The organism is Kitasatospora sp. NBC_00240, assembly GCF_026342405.1.
Classification (GTDB): Bacteria; Actinomycetota; Actinomycetes; order Streptomycetales; family Streptomycetaceae; genus Kitasatospora.
The window spans coordinates 3,765,407-3,784,200 of sequence record NZ_JAPEMU010000001.1 but is presented as its reverse complement, the minus strand read 5'-3'; the positions used below and the strand labels follow the sequence as shown (position 1 = coordinate 3,784,200).

The following is an 18,794-nucleotide window of genomic DNA, read 5'->3' as shown; positions in this document are numbered from 1 at the left end:
TGGGCGTCATGAACCGGCTCCCCACCGCAGTGGCCGTCCGTGAGAGCGGCACCGGCACCCCTCTCGTCCTGCTGCACGCCTTCCCGTTGGGCGCCTCGATGTGGAGCGCGCAACTGGACGCGCTGCCCGGCCTGAGCGGCGACGAGGCCCGCGTGCTGGCCCCCGACCAGCGCGGCTTCGGCCGTACCGAACTGGGCACCGACCAGCCCTCGCTGGACCTCGTCGCGGACGACGTCGCCCTGCTGCTGGACGCCGCCGGGATCGAGCGCGCGGTGCTCGGCGGGCTCTCCATGGGCGGCTACGTGGCGCTGGCCTTCGCCCGGCGCCACCCGGGCCGGCTCGCCGGGCTGCTGCTGGCCGACACCAAGGCCACCGCCGACACCGACGCGGCCCGCGCCAACCGCGAGCGGATCGCGGCCGCCGTCCTGGCCAGGGACAGCGTCCGGCTGCTGGCCGAGGAGCGGATGGAGGACACCCTGCTCGGGCCGGCCTCCGGCCACCTCGCCGAGCGGGTCCGAGGCATGATCGCCGAGGCCTCCCCGCAGGCCGTCGCCTGGGCCCAGCGCGCGATGGCCGCCCGGACCGACACCCTGGACGTGCTGCCCGGCCTCGACGTCCCGGCGGCCGTCGTGGTCGGCGCGGCGGACACCGTCACCCCGTTCGCCGAGGCCCGGCTGATGGCCGACGCGCTGCCGGACGCCGAACTGACCGTCATCCCCGACGCGGGCCACCTCAGCGCGATCGAGGCCCCCGAGGCCTTCAACACGGCCGTCCGCGCCCTGCTCGCCCGGGTGGACCGGTGAGCGGGGCCGGCCGGGGCGGGGAGCCGACGGGCGGCGAGGGCCGGAGCGGGGAGCGGAAGGGCGGCGGCATGCGGGACGGCGACAGCGGCGGAGCGGACGACAGAGCGGGCTCCGACGGGCCGGACCGGCCGGGAGCACCGGGGGACGAGGCCGCCACCTGGGACTTCTCCGCACTGGAGGTGTCCGGGCGGATGCCCGTCACCAACTGCGGCGACAAACTGACCGAGCTGACCCTCGAACCGCTCGGCGAGGACTACTGGCTCAAGCCCGGCGAGACCTTCATCGTCACCTCGTACGGCGACCACGGGCTCGGCCACCCCTTCGAGGTGCAGTACTGGCCCGACTCCGTCTCGGTCTGGTGCACCTCGTGGTTCGGGACGGTCTCGGACGACGACGGCAACCAGCTGAGCTGCGGCCACCAGCGCCCGGACGGCGCCTACCCGATCTGAGCGGCCGGACCGCGCACGGCCGGACCGCGCACGGCCGGACCGCGCACGGCCGGGCCCGTCCGGCCGTGCGACCGGGCCCCGCCGCCCGCGTCCACCGGGGAAAACGCGGCGGGCCCCCGCCCCGAAGGGTGAGGGCCCGCCGACGGTGCGTCGGCCGGTGCGTCAGCGCGACTGCTGGGCCGGCACGCCCAGCGTGTCGTCGGTCGGCAGCGTGGCGGCGGCCACGGCCGCGCCGGTCAGCGTGGCGAGCATCTCGCGCACGTTGGTCAGCTGCGCGTTGATGCTGTCGCGGCGGTTGGTGAGCGCCGCCAGCTCGCGCTCGGACTCGCTGCGGATCCGGTCGGCCTTGGCGTTGGCGTCGGCCACGATGTCCTCGGACTGGCGCTGGGCCGTCTCCACCGTCTGGCGGGCGCGGCGCTCGGCGTCGGTGCGCAGCTTCTCGGCCTCCAGGCGCAGCTGCTCCGCCCGGTGCTCGATCTCGGCGAGGCGCTTCTCGGCCTTGGCCTGGCGGGCCGCCAGGTCACGCTCGGACTGCTCGCGGCGCTTGGCCAGGTTGGTCTCGAACTCCAGCGCGGCCTGGGCGGCCTTGGTGCGGGTGTCCTCGAAGAGGGCGTCCGCCTCCTCGCGCTTGGTCGCCGCGTCCTTGTTCGCCTCGTTGCGCAGCTGCGCGCTGTCGCTCTTGGCCTTGTCGACGATCCGCAGACCCTCGTCCTCGGCCTTGGCCTTGCGGTCCTTGGCGTAGTTCTCCGCCTCGGTGCGCACCTGCTGCGAGGCAGCCTCGGCCAGCTCGCGGTGCTGCTCGGCCGCGCGGTGCGCCTCGTTGCGCAGGTCGGCGGCCTCCTCCTCGGCGAGACGGAGGATCTTCTCGACCCGGGCGCCGAGACCGGCGTACGAGGGCTCGGACTCGGTGACCGCGGCCTGGGCGCTCTGGGTCTCCAGGTGGAGCTCCTCGATGCGCTTCTCCAGGGCCCCGATGCGGGTCAGGGCGCTGTCACGGTCGGCCACCAGCTTGGTGATCCGCTCGTCGACCTGGGCACGCTCGTACCCACGGCGCACCAGGTCGAAGCCGTGAGGGGAGTGACTGTCGCTCATGGGATTTTGGGCTTCCTGTCGTCAAACCGCTGAGGTGGTTGAGGGAATCCTGACACGTTACCGGAGTGTCATCGGCGAAATGCCGATGCTTCGCGGACAATGACCGCTCAATCGGGTGGCGCGCCACCGGAGCGATTGCCACCCGAACGGGGAGCGCCCACCCCGGCGCCGGCCTTCGGCGCCGCCTCGCGGCCTCCGGAGCCGCTGTTCCTGCTGTTCGATCCCCCGTTGGCCGATCCCCCGCCGGCAGATCCGCCGGTGGCCGCCTGCGCGACCGGTGACGGTGCCTCAAAGGCCTCCAGGGCGGACAGCACGTCCTGCACCCTGGAGATCTCGGTGTTGATGTCCTTGCGGCGCCGGACCAGTTCGTCCAGCTCGCGCCGGCCCTCGTCGGTGACCCGCTCGGCCTCCGTCCGGGCCTCGGACCGCAGCCGCTCCGCCTCCTCGGCGGCCAGCGCGATCTGCTCGTCCGCGGTCTCGTCCGCCGCCCGGAGCCGCTTCTCGGCCTCGGCGGAGGCCGCCTCGATCCGGTCCTCGGCCTCGTCCTGGGCTTCCTTCAGCCTGGTCTGGGCCTTGGCGATCAGGGCCTCGGCCCGGTCGGTGGAGTCGGCGAGCTTCTGCTCGGCGCCCTTCAGCAGGCCCTCCGCCTTACGGACCGCCGAGATCCGGACCTTGCTCGCCTCCGCCGAGGCCTCGGACGCCAGCTCGGCGGCCCGCTCCTCGGCGGCGGCGACCAGTGCCGCCGCGCGCTCCTCGGCCTCGGCGACGGCCGCGACGGCCAGCTCCTCGGCCTCGGTCAGCTGCTCCTGGGCCGCCGTCACCAGCGCGTCCACCCGCTCGCCGGCCGACTTCATCGCCTGCGCGTTCTCCTTGCGGGCGCGCTCGTGCAGCGCCTCCACCTCGGAGTCGGTCCGCTCGCGCAGCTCCTCGGCCCGCTCGCGGATCGCGGTGGCGTCCCGGCGGGCCTCGGAGAGCAGGGCGTCCGCGTCGGCACGGGCCCGCTCGACCTCGGCCTGGCCGGCCGCCTCGCCGACCGCCACCAGGCGGTCGGACTCCTTGCGGGCCGCCGCGACCATCGCGTCGGCCTGCTCCTCGGCGGCCGCGGTGGTGGCCAGGGCGGTCGTCCGGGCGTCCTCGCCGAGCGACTCGGCGTCCGCGAAGGCCTTCTCCAGCACGGACTTCGCCCGCTCACGGGTGGACCGGTCGAACTGCTCGGCCTGGTCGCGGGTCTCGGTGTCGAACACCTCGGCGCGGGCCCGGGTCGAGCTGTCGTAGTCGTCCGCCAGCGAGCGGGTGGCCAGCGCGTACTCCTCGGCCTCGGCCCGCAGGCCGGCCGCGAGCTCCTCCGCCTCGGCGATGGTCGCGTCGGCCCGCTTCTCGGCCTCCGCGACCGTCCGTCGGGCGATCTCCTCGGCCTCGGCGCGCTGCCGCCCGGCCAGCTCCTGGGCGCCGCGCAGCTCGGCCTGCGCCTCGGCGCGCAGCCGCTCGTCGTAGGCCTGCGCCTCGGCCCGCAGCCGGCCCAGCTCGGCCTCGGCGGCCTCGCGGTCGGCCGTGACCTCCTGGGTGGTCCGCTCGCGCAGGTCCGCGGTCTCCCGGTCGGCCTTCGCGCGCAGCTCGGTGGTCTCGCGCTCCGCGCGCTCGCGCAGCTCGGCCGTCTCCCGGTCGGCGGTCCCGCGCAGCTCGGCGCTGTCGCGCTCGGCGCTCTCCCGCAGCTCGGCGCTCTCCAGCGCGGCCAGCTCCCGGGTCTCGGCGGCCTCCCGCTCGGCGGTCGCCCGCACCTCGGCGACCTGCTGCGAGGCGGCCTCGTGCATCCCCGCGACGGACTGGCGGACCTCGGCGGCCTCGTCCTCGGCGGCGGCGACCAGCTCCGCGGCGGTGCGCGCGGCCTCGGCGGCGGACTTCTCCGCCTCGGCGCGGGCCCGGTCCAGCTCGCTGCCGGCCTCGGCCCGCAGGGCCTCGGCGGCGGCCTGCGCCTCGGCGGCGAGCTCGGCGGCCCGCTCCCGGGCCTCGGCGAGCGCCCGCTCGGCCTCGGCGCGGGCGGTGTCCGCGGCGGCGGTCGCCTCGGCGGTCAGCGCCTCGGCCTGCTCCTTCGCCCGGACGAGCGCCTGCTCGGCCTGCTCGCGCAGCTTGCCGGAGGCGTCCTCGGCCTTGGTGAGCTGGGCGACGGCGGCGGTCCGGGCGGCCTCCAGGGCCTGCGCGGCCTCGGCCCGCAGCCGGGTGGCCTCGCTCTCGGCGGCCTCCCGGACGGCGGTGGCCTCGGCCTCGGTGCGCTCGGCCAGCTCGGCGGCGACGGCCTCGGCCTGCTCGTGCGCGGCCTGGGCGGCGGCCAGCTGCTCGGCGGTCAGCTCGCGCTCCCGCAGCAGCCCGGCGGCGGCGTCCTCGTACGCCTGACGGCTCTCCGCACGCAGCGCCTCGGCGGCGGCCTCGGCCTCGGCGCGCAGGGCGGCCAGCTCGGTGCCGGTCTCCGTCCGCAGCCGCTCGGCCTCGGCCTCCGCGGTGGCGGCGAGGGCCTGGGCGGCGGCCGCGGCCTCGGCTCGCACGGCCTCGGCGTCGGCGCTCGCGCCGCTGCGCACCCGCTCGTCGAACTCCGTCGCCTCCCGGCGCAGGTCGGCGGTCTCCCGCTCGGCCGCGGCGCGATTCTCGGCGGCGGCGGCCTTGGCCGCGGCGATCGCGTCCCGGTGCTGCTGCTCGGCGGCGGCGGCCAGCTTCTCGGCCTCGGCGCGGGCCCGGCTGAGCGTCTGCTCGGCCCGGCCCTGCATCTCGGCGGCCCGCTCCTTGGCCTGCCCGCGCAGCCGCTCGACCTCGTCGGCGGCGCCGGCCCGCAGGTCGTCCGCGTCGGTCTTGGCGCGGGTGAGCAGCTCCTCGGCGTTCTTCGCCGACTCCTCGATCTGCACCACGGCCTGCCGGCGGGCCTCGCCGCGTACCCGCTCGGCCTCGGCGGCGGCCTGGGAGCGCAGCTCCTCGGCCTCCGCGCGCAGCCGGGCGGCCTCGTCCTGCATCTGCTGCATCCGCTCGCGGATGCCGGCGGCGTCGTCCAGCGCGGCGTTCTGCGCCTGCTCGACGGAGGCCTGGGCCTGCTCGCGCAGCCGCTCGGCCTCGGCGACCGCCGCCGCCAGGATCCGCTCGGCCTCGGCGGCGGCCTCGCCGCGCGTGGTCTCGGCGTCCCGGTCGGCCCGGCCGAGCACCTCCTCGGCCGTCTTGGCGGCCTTGGCGAGGTGGACGGTGGCGTCCTTGGCTCCGGTGGCCCGGCCCTGCTCGTGGGCTTCGTTGCGGAGCTGCTCGGCGGTGGCCTCGGCCTGGGCGCGCAGGTCGGCCGCGTCCCGCTCGGCGTCGGCGCGCAGCTCGGCGATGGTGGCCTCGGCCTCCGCACGCAGCTGGCCCGCGACACTCTCGGCGGTGGCCCGCAGCCGCTCGCTCTCCTCGGCGGCGGCGGCCTTGGCGGCGTCGGCCTCGGCCTTGGCGTTGGCCGCCTCGGCCTTGATCCGCTCGGTCTCCTTGGTGGCGTTGGCGACCATCCGGGCGATCTCGGCGCGGGCGGTCTGCGAGCGCTGCTCGCTGGCGGCCTCGCCGCCGGCGACCAGCCGCTCCACGGCGGCCTCGGCGTCGGCCTGGAGCTGCTCGGCGGCCTCCTCGGCCCGGGCGCGCAGTTCGGCGGCTTCCTGGCGGGCCCGCTCGGCCTCGGCCAGGGCTTCGGCGCGCAGTCGCTCTATCTCGGCCTGGGCACGCGCGAGGGTCTCCTCGGCGCGGGCCTGGTCGGCGACGGCCTGCTCCTTGAGCCGGCCGATCTCGGCCTGGGCGGCGGCGAGCTGGTGCTCGGCGGCGGCCTGGGCGCCGGCCAGCTGCTGCTGGGCCTGGTTGGCGGCGGTGCCGCGCATCTCCTCGGCCTGGGCGTTGGCCTGCTGGGCGTGCTCGGAGGCGGCCCGCAGCAGGCGCTCGGCGTCGGTCTGGGCGCGCTGCAGGGCGGCCTCGGCGGCGGCCTGGGCCTCGCCGCGGGCGGCGTCCACGTCGGCGGCGGTCTGCGCGCGGGCCTGGTCGGCGAGGGCGGCGGCCTCGGCGCGGGCGGCGGCGACCAGCCGGTCGGCCTCGGCGCGGGACTCCTGGAGGAGGCGCTGGGCCTCCTGCTCGGTGCCGGCCCGGGTCTGCTCGGCCCAGGAGACGTTCTCGTTGACGTGGCGTTCGGCGCTGCGGCGCAGCTCGGCCAGTTCGGCGTCGAGCTGGCGGCGGCGGTCGGCGAGCTCGGCCTCCAGCCGCGCGGTGCGGTCGGCGGCCTCGGCCATCAGCCGCTGGGTGGCGGCCTGGGACTCGCGCAGCTGCCGCTCGGCGTCGGCGCGCAGCTGCTGGGCCTGCATCTCGGCGTTCCGCAGGAGCTGCTCGGCCTGGCCGGAGACGGAGTCGAAAGCGCGTGGCTGAGCGAGCTGCCGACGGGATTCGTGCAGCTTGGCCCGAAGCACCTCCACCTGGTAGGCGAGGTCCTCGGCATGCTCGACGGCCTTGTCCCGCTCCTTGCGAGTCCGATCCATGTCGGCCTCGAACTGGGAGAGGTGATCGTCAGCCTCGTAGCGGTCGTAGCCCCGCACTCCGCGGTCCCATCCATCTCCTGGTCGCGTCCTCGACCCGGCCGTCCGACGTCCCCGTACTGTCCGGGAGCCGGTGCGGCTGGTCCTTGCATCCGCGGCCGGTGGACGCCCCCTGACCTGCTGGGACCGCCCGCCACGGTCGGAGTCCTGGCCGGTGGTACGCGGTGTTTCCGCGCTCCCCCGTCCGGGTGGACTCCTGGGCGAACTCTTGCCTTGTGGAGAATGGTGACAGATCCGGACTGCGACTGTTGAGCCGTGCCCGCGTTGTGGACTCCCCTGGCGGCGCGAAAGACCGGCGTTCGACCGGCCTGACCCGCTTTCGGCCGTGCCCGTCGGACCTCTTCCTCCCCGAGGCCTTCGCGCACCTGGGCATTGTAGTGGTCGCGCACCTCGGGGGAATGGCCACGTAGGGGTTTTCGGGGCGGTTCCAGACATTACCGGCGGGTCACATCAGGTCCGGGGGCGTCCGGACGGTGCGGGACGGTCCGGACGGATCGTGCCCCGACCACCCCCGGGGCGGGCCCCCGGCGCGCACCTGCCGGGCCCCGGGCGTACCTGTCGGGCCCCGCCCGGGCCCCGGACGGAGCCCCGCCCGGGGCCTTCTTCGACGGCTCGCCCGATGCTTCGCCGGGCTTGACCGACGGCCCGGTCAGTGCTCCGTGCCGGCCGAGGTGACCAGCTCGGTGAGCACCCCGCCGCAGTCCTTCGGGTGCAGGAACGTGATCCGCGAGCCCATCGAGCCGATCCGCGGCTCGTCGTACAGCACCCGCACGCCCTTGCCGCGGATCCCGGCCGCGTCGCCGTCCACGTCGGCGGTGCCGAAGGCGATGTGGTGCACGCCCTCGCCGTTCTTGGCCAGCCACTTGGCGACCGTGGAGTCCTCCCGGGTGGGCTCCAGCAGCTGCAGGAAGGACGCGCCGCCGTCACCGGTGTCGTTGATCTTCAGCATCGCCTCGCGCACCCCCTGCTCCTCGTTGACCTCGCTGTGGAACACCTCGAAGCCGTACGTGGAGCGGTAGAACTCGACCGTCTTGTCGAGATCGAAGCAGGCGATGCCGATGTGGTCGATGCGGGTCAGCACTTCGGGCCTCCAGGGCTGGGGCGGACTGGGCCGCCGGACGGGATGCCCTCAGTGCAGCGCATCCGACCGGCGCACGCCAGGGTGGCCGGTGCGAGCCTGCTCACATCCGCACCGCCGCCCGCCGTGGCCCCCGGGCGGGGGCCCCGGGCGGGCCGTCCGCGCCGATTCACCCGGACCTCCCTGACACGGTGTTGACTGGACAGTGCCAGTGCGCCTGATCACACCGCCGCTCCGGTGACGGTGGGCTCCCGGCTCAGTACATTGAGCGCATCCTCACACCTGGCCACGACGTGCGAAGGGGCCCGTCCCATGACCAACACCACCTCTGTGATCGTCGCAGGCGCACGCACCCCGATGGGCCGGCTGCTCGGCTCGCTCAAGGGCTTCTCGGGCGCCGACCTCGGCGGCTTCGCGATCAAGGCCGCCGTGGAGCGGGCCGGCATCACCGGTGAGCAGGTCCAGTACGTGATCATGGGCCAGGTGCTGCAGGCCGGCGCCGGCCAGATCCCCGCCCGCCAGGCCGCCGTCAAGGCCGGCATCCCGATGAACGTCCCGGCGCTGACCATCAACAAGGTCTGCCTCTCCGGTCTCGACGCCATCGCGCTCGCCGACCAGCTGATCCGCGCCGGCGAGTTCGACATCGTGGTGGCCGGCGGCCAGGAGTCCATGACCAACGCCCCGCACGTGCTGCCGAAGTCCCGTGAGGGCTACAAGTACGGCGCGATCGAGATGCTCGACGCGATGGCCCACGACGGCCTGACCGACGCTTTCGAGAACATCCCGATGGGCGAGTCGACCGAGAAGCACAACACCCGCCTCGGCATCCCGCGCGACGTCCAGGACGAGATCGCCGCCCGCTCGCACCAGCGTGCCGCGGCCGCCCAGAAGAACGGCGTCTTCGACGCCGAGATCGTCCCGGTGGAGATCCCGCAGCGCAGGGGCGAGCCGGTCCTGTTCAGCCAGGACGAGGGCATCCGCGCCGAGACCACCGTCGAGAGCCTGGCCAAGCTGCGTCCGGCCTTCGTCAAGGACGGCACCATCACCGCCGGCACCTCCTCGCAGATCTCCGACGGCGCCGCCGCCGTGGTCGTGATGAGCAAGGCCAAGGCCGAGGAGCTGGGCCTGAGCTGGATCGCCGAGATCGGTGCCCACGGCAACGTGGCCGGCCCGGACAACTCGCTGCAGTCGCAGCCGTCCAACGCGATCCTGCACGCGGTCGCCAAGGAGGGCATCGAGGTCGCCGACCTCGACCTGATCGAGATCAACGAGGCCTTCGCCGCGGTCGCGCACCAGTCGATGAAGGACCTCGGCGTCACCGAGGAGAAGGTCAACGTCAACGGTGGCGCCATCGCGCTCGGCCACCCGATCGGCATGTCCGGCGCCCGGGTGGTGCTGCACCTGGCACTGGAGCTGCAGCGGCGCGGCGGCGGCACCGGCGCGGCCGCGCTGTGCGGCGGCGGCGGCCAGGGCGACGCCCTGATCGTCCGGGTCCCCGCCGGCCAGGGCCCGAAGGCCTGACGGGTCGCCGGAGTCTGACGTAGCCTCTGGGCTGCGAACCGCGAGCCCGCCCGAAGCGCCCACCGGCGCGGGGCGGCAGCGGTTCGCAGCCCACCCGTCTTCGGCGGCGAGAACCGCAGCCCGATCGAGGAGTGCCCTGATGGTCGATGTGCCGACACTGGTCGAGCAGGCCCGGGCGGGCCGCCCGCGCGCGGTGGCCCGGCTGATCTCGCTGGTCGAGAACGGCGCCCCGGAGCTGCGCGAGGTGATGGCCGCCCTCGCGCCGTACACCGGACAGGCCTTCACGGTCGGGCTGACCGGCTCGCCGGGCGTCGGCAAGTCCACCTCGACCTCGGCCCTGGTCTCGGCGTACCGCCGGCTCGGCAAGCGGGTCGGGGTGCTGGCCGTCGACCCGTCCTCGCCGTTCTCCGGCGGCGCGCTGCTCGGCGACCGGGTCCGGATGCAGGACCATGCCACCGACCCGGAGGTGTTCATCCGCTCGATGGCCACCCGCGGCCACCTCGGCGGACTCTCCTGGACGGCCCCGCAGGCCCTGCGGGTGCTGGACGCGGCCGGCTGCGAGGTGATCCTGGTCGAGACCGTCGGTGTCGGCCAGTCCGAGGTGGAGATCGCCGCCCAGGCGGACACCACCGTCGTGCTGCTGGCCCCGGGGATGGGCGACGGCATCCAGGCGGCCAAGGCCGGGATCCTGGAGATCGGCGACCTCTTCGTGGTGAACAAGGCCGACCGGGACGGCGCGGACGCCACCGCCCGCGAGCTCAACCACATGCTGGGTCTCGGCGAGACCCGCGAGCCGGGCGCCTGGCGGCCGCCGATCCTCAAGACGGTGGCGGCCCGCGGCGAGGGCGTGGACGAGGTGGTCGAGGCGCTGGAGAAGCACCGCGCCTGGCTGGAGGAGCACGGCGAACTGGCGGCCCGCCGGCGCCGCCGGGCCTCCGACGAGATCGAGGCGATCGCCCTGACCGCCCTGCGGGCCCGGATCGGGGATCTGCACGGGGACCGCCACCTGGACGCGCTGGCGGAGCGGGTCGCGGCCGGCGAGCTGGATCCGTACGGCGCCGCCGACCAGCTGGTCGCGGGCCTCACCGGGGCCTGACCGAGGCCCGGGCGGCCGGCTCGGTGCGCGCACCCGGCCGCCTCGCGGTGTCCCGATCACCTCGTTCCCGGCGCAGTGCCCCGGCATCGTGGGCGATGTGGAGGGCTTGTCACATCGACGGCGGAGGTGCCGCAGTGGGGATGATCGAGGTGGACGTGGACGACGCGGTCCCTGGGGAGGCCATGCGCCTGACGGGGACCACGGTGCTCGCGCCGACTGGGTGAGCTGGCGCAGGCGGCTGGAGGCGTCGGCGCATCTGTACCGGGTCGGTCTCGCGGCGGTTCGAGCCGTCCGAGCGGGTCTTCGCCGAACCGCGCGAGCGCGACGCCCGCGACGCGGCTGCCCTGACCCACCGGCCCGGCCCCGCGAGGAGGGTCAGGCCCGTCCGCGCAGGTCGCGCAGGTGTTCGGCGACCGGGCCCAGCGCGGCGTACATGGCGTCGAGCTGCTCGGGGGAGAAGTGGTCGATGAAGTGCCGGCGGACGCTCCGGACGTGGTCGGGGGCGACCTTCTGCATGGTCTCCCAGCCCGGTTCGGTGAGGTGGGCGTAGAGGCCGCGGCGGTCGCCCGGACACTCCTGGCGCAGCACCAGGCCGGCCGTCTCCATCCGGGTGATCTGGTGCGAGAGGCGGCTCTTGGACTGCAGGGTGGCGGTGGCGAGGTCGGTCATCCGCATCCGCCGCTCGGGGGCCTCGGAGAGCACGACCAGGATCTCGTAGTCGTTGATCGCCATGCCGTGCGGCTGGAGCTCGCGGCCGAGCTGGTAGTCGAGCAGCTTGCTGACCTCGAGGTGGGCACGCCAGAGCCGCTGCTCCCGGGCGGTGAGCCAGGGCGTCTCCTCCTCGGCGCTGGAGGAAGGCGAGGAGGAGACGTCGGCGGCATGAGGGGTCTGCGTGTCCATGGGGACAGCATAGCCCGATTGGTTAAATGTTGTACAAAATTAGAGACCGAACCGTCGTCCGAGGTCACCCAGGTTACCGAGGCCCGGGATGTTCACGTTCGGCAGCTGCTGCCCGCCGGCGTGACCGCCCGGCTGCTGCGGCACCCCGCCCATCGGGACACCCGCCTCCGCGTGCACCTGGCCCACCGAGCGGTCCGCCATCAGCGTCTCGGAGGACTGCAGCAGCACCTGGCCGGCGCCGATGAACTCGAACTGGTGCTCCTCGCCGGACGCCCCGCCCAGGCCGGTCAGCCGGCGCAGGCCGCCGATCAGCCCGTGCATGTAGGCCTCGTCGTAGTGGTGGCACGGCGCCGGGCAGTCCGCCCAGCCCACCAGCGCCTGCGGGTCGACCCGGATCGGCGGCTCGACGAAGTGCACCGGCCCGTTGGAGGCGGCCACGAACTTGCCGCTGCCGATCAGGGTCAGGAAGCCCGGGATGATCGACTGCTTCAGCTGCAGCGTCGGCTCGAAGGCCAGCAGGTTGCCGGAGCGGACGGTGAGGTTGCCGTTCTCCAGGTCGTACGAGTTGAGGTCGAAGGCCCGGTCGGCCAGCAGCATCTTGCCGCGGCCCTCGGCGACCACCCAGTCCGAGGCGTGCAGCGGCGAGTTGAAGTGCCGCCCGAGCATCCGGTCGACCGCGCCCGCGCCGACGCCCTTGAAGTTGATGTCGCCGTAGTAGGCGATCATCTTGCCCTTCTGCAGGAAGTACGACCCGTTCAGGTCGACCGAGAAGGCGTACGGGTTGACGTTGTCGTTGGCCGGCAGGCTGTGCACGTCGTGCACCACCGGGCCGGAGCCGTCCTGCCCCTTCGGCAGCGGTGCCTGGGCCCCGCCGAACTGCTCCTGCGCGTAGTTCTGCTGGGGCTGCTGCGGGTGCTGGGGCGGGTAGCCCTGCTGCGGGTAGCCCTGGGGCGGCGGCGGGGGGTACCCCTGCGGGGGCGGCGGCGGGTAGCCCTGCTGCGGGTAGCCCTGCGGGGGCGGCGCGTTGTACCCGGGCTGGGTCGGCTGGCCGTAGGGCGACTGCCCGTACGGGTCGGGCTGGCCGTACGGCGGCTGCTGGGGAGGGTAGGACATCAGAGCTTCTCCTCGCTCGCCTGCACGTACACCATGCCGTGGCCGGACAGCTCCAGCTGGAACGCCTCGCCCGAGCCGCGTCCGACCATGTCGCGCCAGCCCAGCGCGGTGGACAGCTTGTTGCGGACGTCGCCGCGGTGCGCGACGTACGCCTGCGGGTCGACGTGGACGGGCTGGTTGGGGGTGATCGGCAGCTCGATGACGCCGCCGTGCGCCATCACGGCGACCGAGCCGCGGCCGTCCAGCTTGGTGGTGAACAGGCCCTGGCCGGTGACCTGGCCGCGGACCATGCCCATCACCCCGCCCTGCTGGCCCATGAACATGGTGGACTGCTGGAGCGAGCCCTCGAAGGCCAGCAGGCGGTCCGCCTCCACGTAGAGGGTGTCGCCGGTCAGGTCGATCACGTGGATGTTGTGGCCGCCGTGGCCGAACATCACGCTGCCGTGGCCCTCGACCGTCATCAGCGGGGTGTCCTCGTTGGCCACCCGGCGCCCGATCATCGACATCACGCCGCCCTGGCCGCCGGTGAGGTTCGGGGTGAAGGTGACCTCGCCCCGGTAGGCGAGCATCGCGCCGCGCTGGCTGAAGACCCGCTGGCCGGGCACCATCTGTGCCTCGACCATCTTGTTGTTGATCTTCGTGAACGGCATCAGACGTCACCCCCGACGGTCAGCTTCTCGGACGGCTGGACGTAGACCAGGCCGTCGCCGGCGAACTCCACCTGCACGGCCTCGCCGCCGCCCTCGCCCATCAGCGTGGTCCAGCCCGCGCCGGACTTCAGGCTCCGGTTGAGATTGCCGGTGTGCGCGACGTACGCACCCGGGTCGACCCGCAGCGGCATCCCCTGGGAGACGCGCAGGATGATCGCCGGACCCTTGGAGGTCACGGCAGCCCAGCCGTGCCCCTCGACCTTGGTGGTGAACAGGCCGTTGCCGGACGAGATTCCGTTGAGGCCGGTGAAGCTGGTACCGGTGTGCAGGGTCGCCTCGGTGCACAGCAGGTTGTCCGACTCGACGTAGAGCGTCTCGCCGTTCAACCGCACCAGATTGATCTCGGTGGCCGCGTCGGCGAAGTAGCAGGTGCCCTGCCCCTTCGCCTCCATGACCACCATCTGCTCACCGGTCAGCCTGCGGGTGACCATGCCACGAAGGCCGTCACCGCCACCGGACAGTTTTTTGAAGGCGATCTGGCCGGTGTAAGCGACCATCGAGCCGTTCTTGGCCTTGACGGCGTCGCCCGTCATGTCGACGGCGAGCACCTTGGATCCTTGGAGTCGAAACTGTGCCACCGGCTGAATGTAGCGGGCGGGGGCACTCCCGTGGGAGTGGGCCGGGCGTTCTGGTACCCAGCTGCGACAAAACGGCGCCCCCGGCGCCCCGGCTCAGACGGCGGCCGTCGCCGCGCCGGGGACCGTCCCGGCCGCCTGCTCGACCTCCAGCAGCGAGGCCGAGTGCCGCTCCGCCTCGAACGCCACCACGCCTCCGCGCAGCCCGAACAGCCGCTTGGAGAGCAGGATCCAGAGCACCGCGAGGATGTTCAGCAGCAGCGTGCCGACCTTCAGCGCGGAGACGTGCTCGGTGAGCTCGTACACCTCCAGCGGCAGGAAGGCGGCGGTGGCCACCACCGTGAGGTACTCGGCCCAGCGCCGGCCCAGCCAGAGACCGACCGCCTCGACGATCTCCACCAGGGCGTAGACGACCAGGGCGAGGGCCACCACCAGCAGGGTCTTGTGCTCGTAGTCGAAGGTCTTGCGGATGGTGTCGACCACCGGGGAGTGTTCGAGGTCCCAGTGGAAGTGGTCGGTGACCGGCCGGAAGACGGTCAGGTTCTCGTCGAACAGCCGGCGCATCGAGTCCTGGCTGTTGGAGAACTTCCACACCGCCCAGGCGGCGAGCACGATCAGCAGTCCGCGCAGGAACCGCTCGACCGCGAGGAAGCGCAGGATGAAGAGGTCGCGCAGCGCCTTGCCGCGGGGGACGAGCGGGGCCTCGTCGGCGGGCCCGGAGCCGTGCGGCTCGCCGAGCGCGAAGTCGCCGCAGCGCAGGCAGCGCCAGGCGTCGCCGACCGCGGTGGCGGTGTGCAGGCGCCGGCGCAGCTCGGGTTCGGTGGGCGCGTAGGTGATGTGCCCGCGCCGTGAGCACGTCCGTCGGTTCCAGTCCGGCCTGAACATCTGGTGGTCCCCCGTATCGTCGCGGTCGGCCCTGTTCACAGGCCGTGCGGCAGCAGGATAGAGCGGTCCGGGGCAGGCCCGGTCCGGGTGGCCGGTTCTGTGGCGCGGCTGTGACGTCGGGCACGGCGGGGGTCCCCGGGCGCGGGCCGGGCGTAAGGCTCGGTGATAATGGACGCCGGGCTTGTGAGCCGATTCACAAGAACGGTTCGAAGGTGCCGGCTCGCGGGAGCCGGCCCGGCCGGCCCCGACCCTCGCGCCCCCGTCGCCCCGCAGCAATGAGGTATCGAACGTGAAGACCAGCAGCGCCGTCCACCGCCTGCGCCTTGTCTCCGGCCCCGAAGGCCTCTCCTTCATCCTGCTGATGATCTGCTCGGTGCTGAAGCGCACCACCAGCTTCAACGGGGTGCCGGTGATGGGGATGATCCACGGGATCCTCTTCATCCTCTACGTGGTCTTCCTGATCCTGGCCTGGCAGCAGCAGAAGTGGGACGTCAAGCGGGGCGCCCTGCTGTTCGTCCTCTCCGTCCTGCCGACCGGCGGATTCTTCGCCGAGCGGATGCTCGCCAAGGAGGAGCGCGGCGAGTACCCGCCCGCCCCCGCCACGGACCGCGAGCCCGCCGCCGCCTGAGACCCGCGGACGACATGACGGTGCCGGGCGCCTTCCGCAGGCGCCCGGCACCGTCCGTTCGGGGGAGCGTCAGCTGACGTTGACGCCGCTCCAGGCCGCCGCCACCGCGTTGTACTCGGTGGAGGTCGCGCCGTACAGGTCCTTCGCCGCGTTCAGGGTCGCCGTACGGGCGGCCTTGTAGTTGGTGGTGGAGGTCATGTAGACGGTCAGGGCCCGGTACCAGATCGCCGCGGCCTTGGTGCGGCCGATGCCGGTCAGGGTGGAGCCGTTGGACGTCGGGCTGTTGTAGCTGACGCCGTTGATGGTCTTCGCACCGCTGCCCTCGGACAGCAGGTAGAAGAAGTGGTTGGCGACACCGGACGAGTAGTGGACGTCCTTGTTGCCGACCGTGGAGGACCAGTAGTCGGCGGACCCGCCGTCCTTGGAGGGCTTGTCCATGTAGCGCAGCGGGGTGCCGTTCCCGTTGATGTTGATCTTCTCGCCGATGAGGTAGTCCGGCACGTCCGAGGGCAGGTTGGCGTACCACTCGACCATGGTGCCGAAGATGTCCGAGGTGGCCTCGTTGAGGCCGCCGGACTCACCCGAGTAGTTCAGGCCGGCGGTGGCCGCGGTGACGCCGTGGCTCATCTCGTGCCCGGCCACGTCCAGCGCGGTCAGCGGGTGGGTGTTGCTGGCGCCGTCGCCGTACGTCATGCAGAAGCAGGAGTCGTCCCAGAAGGCGTTCACGTAGTTGTTGCCGTAGTGGACCCGGCTGTACGCGCCGACACCGTTGTTCTTGATGCCGTTGCGGCCGAAGGTGTTCTTGTAGTAGTCCCAGGTCGCGGCCACGCCGTACTGGGCGTCCACGGCGGCCGACTGGCCGTTGGAGACGGTGCCGTCGCCCCAGGCGTTGTCGGCGTCGGTGTAGAGGGTCCCGGCGCCGGACGTCTTGTGCTTCAGGTCGGTGGTGTACTGGCCGCCGCGGGTGGCGTCCTTCAGCTGGTACGTCGAGCCGCTCTGCGTGGTGGTCAGGGCGACCGAGCCGACGAAGACGCCCTTGCCGGTGCCGCTCGCGGTCTGGATGTCCTCGTGGGTGGAGAGCACCTCGCCGCTGGCCGCGTCGGTGACCAGGGTCTGCCGGCTCGGGGTGCCGTCGGCCCGCATGCCCTCGACCACGGTCTGGTAGGCGAGGCGCGGGGCGCCGGACGCGGCCCAGACCACCAGCTTCGGGGCGCCGGCCCGGCCGACCTCCTGCAGCGGCTGCTCGTCCTTGTCGGCGGCGATGCCGACGGTGGCGGCCACGGCGCCGGAGGCCTGCGCGGCGGCCTTGTCGGCGGACAGGGCGGGGGTGAGGCTCGGCAGCGACAGCTGGCCGTCCACGGCCTTGTCGACCGAGGTCACCGAGCCGTCGACGCGCTGGTGCACGATCAGGTCTCCGCCGAGCACCGGCAGCCCGCCGAGGGTGCGCTCGTAGCGCAGGTGGCGGGCGCCGTCGGCGTCCACCACGGCGTCCTTGGCGACCAGCTGCTCCTGGCCGCCGAGCGCCAGCGCCTTGGCCAGCTGCACGGACTGGCCGTTCGCCAGGGCGATCAGGGTGGCGCGCTGCTGGGCGGCCTGGGCCTGCGGGGCGGGGACGGGGCCGGCCTGGGCCGAGGCGCTCACCTGGATGACGCCGGTGAGCAGGGCGGTGGCGGAGAGTACGGCGCCGGCTGCGAGCTTTCGCTTCACGTACGGATTCCTTCCGGGACAACCGCTTGTGCGCGGTCGCGCGCCGCGCTCCGGGGCACCGGGGTTAGTGCCGTGGGGCGGAACGGGCGCTGACGTGCTGCTCCGTGCGGTCACGCGGCAGCGGCCGCTGGGGTGGGCGGTGGCTGCCGTACGGGGCTGGCCAGAAGCATGACAATCCATGACGTGAAATGACAGGTCTTGCTCATCGATTGGCCACAGCTCGCCATGTCCGGTGCCGTTGTCCGACCGGTGGACAGGGCGCAACGCGCCCCCGGCCGGAGGTTTCGTCCCTGCTGACGGCCGGGTCGGCCGCGATCCGGCGAACATCCGCACTTCGCCGCGCGGTTGACGCCGGTTCACACCCTTGTAATGTCCTGGTATGTACCTGCGTGAGGGCTTGGCGAGATCCCGCCATCGCCCCGGGCTTGTCCACCATCAGGGACGCCTGGTACCCGCCCCCGTGCCCGCCGGTACGGTAAGGACGTGGCCAAGCCCCTCGCACTCGACTTCGACCCGATCGCCCGCGCCGACGAGCTGTGGACCAGCCGCTGGGGCGGTGTCCCCTCGATGGCGGCGATCACCTCGGTCATGCGCGCCCACCAGATCCTGCTCGCCAGGGTCGACGCCGTGCTCAAGCCGTACGGGCTGACCTTCGCCCGCTACGAGGCGCTGGTGCTGCTCACCTTCAGCCGGACCGGCGAGCTCTCGCTCTCCAAGATCGGCGAGCGGCTGATGGTGCACCCCACCAGCGTCACCAACACCGTCGACCGGCTGGAGCGCGCAGGCCTGGTCGCCCGCCGGCCCAACCCGCTGGACGGCCGCGGCGTGCTCGCCTCGATCACCGACCGCGGCCGCCAGGTCGTCGAGGAGGCGACCCGGGAGCTGGTGGCGATGGAGTTCGGCATGGAGGACTACGACGCCGACCAGTGCCGGCAGGTGTTCGACCTGCTCAGGCCGCTTCGGGTGTCGGCTGGCGACTTCCTCCCGGCCGAGGAGCAGGCCGACCGCTGACCTGCCCTGCCCGGTACGACGTCCCGGGGTGGGCCCGGCCGGTGGCCGCGCCACGGCGGGGGCGCGCGCGGGGCGGTGCCGGGCGGCCGCTACCCTCGGGGGAGCGGTGCGCAGATCCGGACGTACCAACCGATCTTGCCGAGCGAGGCGATGTAGGAAATGAAGGCGACCCCCCTGCTGGGCTGGTACCGGGCCCTGGCCGTGGCGACCGGCTGTGCGCTGCTGGTCTTCTGCGGCTTCATGGTGGCCAAGTACGGCTTCGGCTCGGCCGAGGAGATCACCACCTATGTGGCGATGCTCCACGGCTACCTCTACATCGGGTACTTCGTGGTCACGTTCATGCTCGGCCAGAAGCTCAAGTGGCCGCTGGGCCGGCTGGTCTTCACCCTGGCTGCCGGCTGCATCCCGTTCGCCTCCTTCGTGGCCGAGCGCCGGGTGGTCCGCGAGGCCGCCGAGCAGCCCGCGGTCGGCGCCGCGCAGCAGGCCGCCGGCGTCTGACCGGACCGCCCGGTCCGCATGCGTCGAGGGCGCTCCTCCCCCCAGTGCGGGGGAGGGGCGCCCTTTCGCATGCCCGCGCGGGGTTCGCGCCGAGGCCGAATTCGAGGCTGGAGTCGAGGCCGGTGCGGCCGGCGCCGGTGCCGGTTCCGGC

At 73.5% G+C, this 18,794-nt stretch carries 16 protein-coding genes; 7 read left to right on the top strand and 9 right to left on the bottom strand.

Features of this window, described 5'->3' with window-relative positions:
• Window positions 1-8: 8 nt before the first annotated feature.
• Window positions 9-803: an alpha/beta fold hydrolase gene (locus OG689_RS15910; RefSeq protein ID WP_266321018.1), complete on the top strand. Its 795-nt coding sequence runs from the start codon at window positions 9-11 to the stop codon at window positions 801-803.
• Between the two features lie 68 nt (window positions 804-871).
• Window positions 872-1,252, top strand: a complete 381-nt coding sequence (locus OG689_RS15905) for a hypothetical protein (RefSeq protein WP_266321016.1) — start codon at window positions 872-874, stop codon at window positions 1,250-1,252.
• Window positions 1,253-1,414: 162 nt separating this feature from the next.
• On the opposite strand, the gene OG689_RS15900 is transcribed toward OG689_RS15905, so the two are convergent.
• The 3 genes from OG689_RS15900 to mce form a co-directional block, all read right to left on the bottom strand.
• Entirely contained in the window at window positions 1,415-2,344 is a 930-nt protein-coding gene (locus OG689_RS15900) for a cellulose-binding protein (RefSeq protein ID WP_073926101.1), read from the bottom strand.
• 107 nt (window positions 2,345-2,451) lie between these two features.
• Complete coding sequence (locus OG689_RS15895) at window positions 2,452-6,921, bottom strand: hypothetical protein (protein ID WP_266321014.1); 4,470 nt, start codon at window positions 6,919-6,921, stop codon at window positions 2,452-2,454.
• Between the two features lie 649 nt (window positions 6,922-7,570).
• The gene (mce, locus tag OG689_RS15890; protein WP_266321013.1) at window positions 7,571-8,002 is read right to left on the bottom strand and encodes a methylmalonyl-CoA epimerase; all 432 of its coding nucleotides are present in this window, start codon (window positions 8,000-8,002) and stop codon (window positions 7,571-7,573) included.
• 309 nt (window positions 8,003-8,311) lie between these two features.
• On the opposite strand from mce, the gene OG689_RS15885 reads away from it, so the two are divergent.
• Window positions 8,312-9,520, top strand: coding sequence for an acetyl-CoA C-acetyltransferase (locus tag OG689_RS15885; protein WP_266321011.1), 1,209 nt, complete (start codon window positions 8,312-8,314; stop codon window positions 9,518-9,520).
• A 139-nt stretch (window positions 9,521-9,659) separates the two neighbouring features.
• A complete protein-coding gene (gene meaB / locus OG689_RS15880) occupies window positions 9,660-10,616 on the top strand; it encodes a methylmalonyl Co-A mutase-associated GTPase MeaB (RefSeq protein ID WP_266321009.1) in 957 nt (318 codons plus the stop codon).
• A 375-nt stretch (window positions 10,617-10,991) separates the two neighbouring features.
• Here meaB and OG689_RS15875 read toward each other — a convergent pair whose 3' ends face one another.
• The 5 genes from OG689_RS15875 to OG689_RS15855 all read right to left on the bottom strand — a co-directional run bounded on the left by OG689_RS15875 (window position 10,992) and on the right by OG689_RS15855 (window position 14,799).
• Window positions 10,992-11,516 (bottom strand): MarR family transcriptional regulator, encoded by a 525-nt coding sequence (locus OG689_RS15875; RefSeq protein ID WP_266321007.1) that lies wholly within the window; start codon window positions 11,514-11,516, stop codon window positions 10,992-10,994.
• A 39-nt stretch (window positions 11,517-11,555) separates the two neighbouring features.
• On the bottom strand, window positions 11,556-12,371 hold the full coding sequence (locus OG689_RS15870) for an AIM24 family protein (RefSeq protein ID WP_266327170.1): 816 nt from the start codon (window positions 12,369-12,371) through the stop codon (window positions 11,556-11,558).
• A 257-nt stretch (window positions 12,372-12,628) separates the two neighbouring features.
• Window positions 12,629-13,279 (bottom strand): AIM24 family protein, encoded by a 651-nt coding sequence (locus tag OG689_RS15865; RefSeq protein WP_266321006.1) that lies wholly within the window; start codon window positions 13,277-13,279, stop codon window positions 12,629-12,631.
• A complete protein-coding gene (locus tag OG689_RS15860) occupies window positions 13,279-13,917 on the bottom strand; it encodes an AIM24 family protein (RefSeq protein ID WP_073926094.1) in 639 nt (212 codons plus the stop codon). The genes OG689_RS15865 and OG689_RS15860 overlap by 1 nt, the downstream gene beginning before the upstream one ends.
• 93 nt (window positions 13,918-14,010) lie before the next feature.
• A complete protein-coding gene (locus OG689_RS15855) occupies window positions 14,011-14,799 on the bottom strand; it encodes a DUF2127 domain-containing protein (protein WP_266321004.1) in 789 nt (262 codons plus the stop codon).
• Between the two features lie 289 nt (window positions 14,800-15,088).
• Here OG689_RS15855 and OG689_RS15850 point away from each other — a divergent pair, with 289 nt between their 5' ends.
• Window positions 15,089-15,427 carry a DUF3817 domain-containing protein gene (locus OG689_RS15850; RefSeq protein WP_266321002.1) on the top strand — a complete coding sequence of 113 codons (339 nt, stop codon included), beginning with the start codon at window positions 15,089-15,091 and terminating at the stop codon, window positions 15,425-15,427.
• A gap of 69 nt (window positions 15,428-15,496) precedes the next feature.
• Here the strand turns inward: OG689_RS15850 and OG689_RS15845 are convergent, their stop codons facing one another.
• Complete coding sequence (locus tag OG689_RS15845) at window positions 15,497-17,134, bottom strand: M4 family metallopeptidase (RefSeq protein WP_266321000.1); 1,638 nt, start codon at window positions 17,132-17,134, stop codon at window positions 15,497-15,499.
• A 483-nt stretch (window positions 17,135-17,617) separates the two neighbouring features.
• On the opposite strand from OG689_RS15845, the gene OG689_RS15840 reads away from it, so the two are divergent.
• A complete protein-coding gene (locus tag OG689_RS15840) occupies window positions 17,618-18,145 on the top strand; it encodes a MarR family transcriptional regulator (protein WP_266320998.1) in 528 nt (175 codons plus the stop codon).
• Between the two features lie 159 nt (window positions 18,146-18,304).
• Complete coding sequence (locus OG689_RS15835) at window positions 18,305-18,643, top strand: DUF3817 domain-containing protein (protein WP_266320996.1); 339 nt, start codon at window positions 18,305-18,307, stop codon at window positions 18,641-18,643.
• Window positions 18,644-18,794 lie beyond the last annotated feature (151 nt).

What these genes read in the sequence shown, in the direction of transcription:
- OG689_RS15855 (WP_266321004.1), bottom strand. Translation starts at nt 14,799, where the DNA reads ATGTTCAGGCCGGACTGGAACCGACGGACGTGCTCACGGCGCGGGCAC.
- OG689_RS15875 (WP_266321007.1), bottom strand. Translation starts at nt 11,516, where the DNA reads ATGGACACGCAGACCCCTCATGCCGCCGACGTCTCCTCCTCGCCTTCC.
- OG689_RS15905 (WP_266321016.1), top strand. Translation starts at nt 872, where the DNA reads ATGCGGGACGGCGACAGCGGCGGAGCGGACGACAGAGCGGGCTCCGAC.
- meaB (WP_266321009.1), top strand. Translation starts at nt 9,660, where the DNA reads ATGGTCGATGTGCCGACACTGGTCGAGCAGGCCCGGGCGGGCCGCCCG.
- OG689_RS15910 (WP_266321018.1), top strand. Translation starts at nt 9, where the DNA reads ATGAACCGGCTCCCCACCGCAGTGGCCGTCCGTGAGAGCGGCACCGGC.
- OG689_RS15835 (WP_266320996.1), top strand. Translation starts at nt 18,305, where the DNA reads ATGAAGGCGACCCCCCTGCTGGGCTGGTACCGGGCCCTGGCCGTGGCG.
- OG689_RS15865 (WP_266321006.1), bottom strand. Translation starts at nt 13,279, where the DNA reads ATGCCGTTCACGAAGATCAACAACAAGATGGTCGAGGCACAGATGGTG.
- OG689_RS15900 (WP_073926101.1), bottom strand. Translation starts at nt 2,344, where the DNA reads ATGAGCGACAGTCACTCCCCTCACGGCTTCGACCTGGTGCGCCGTGGG.
- OG689_RS15885 (WP_266321011.1), top strand. Translation starts at nt 8,312, where the DNA reads ATGACCAACACCACCTCTGTGATCGTCGCAGGCGCACGCACCCCGATG.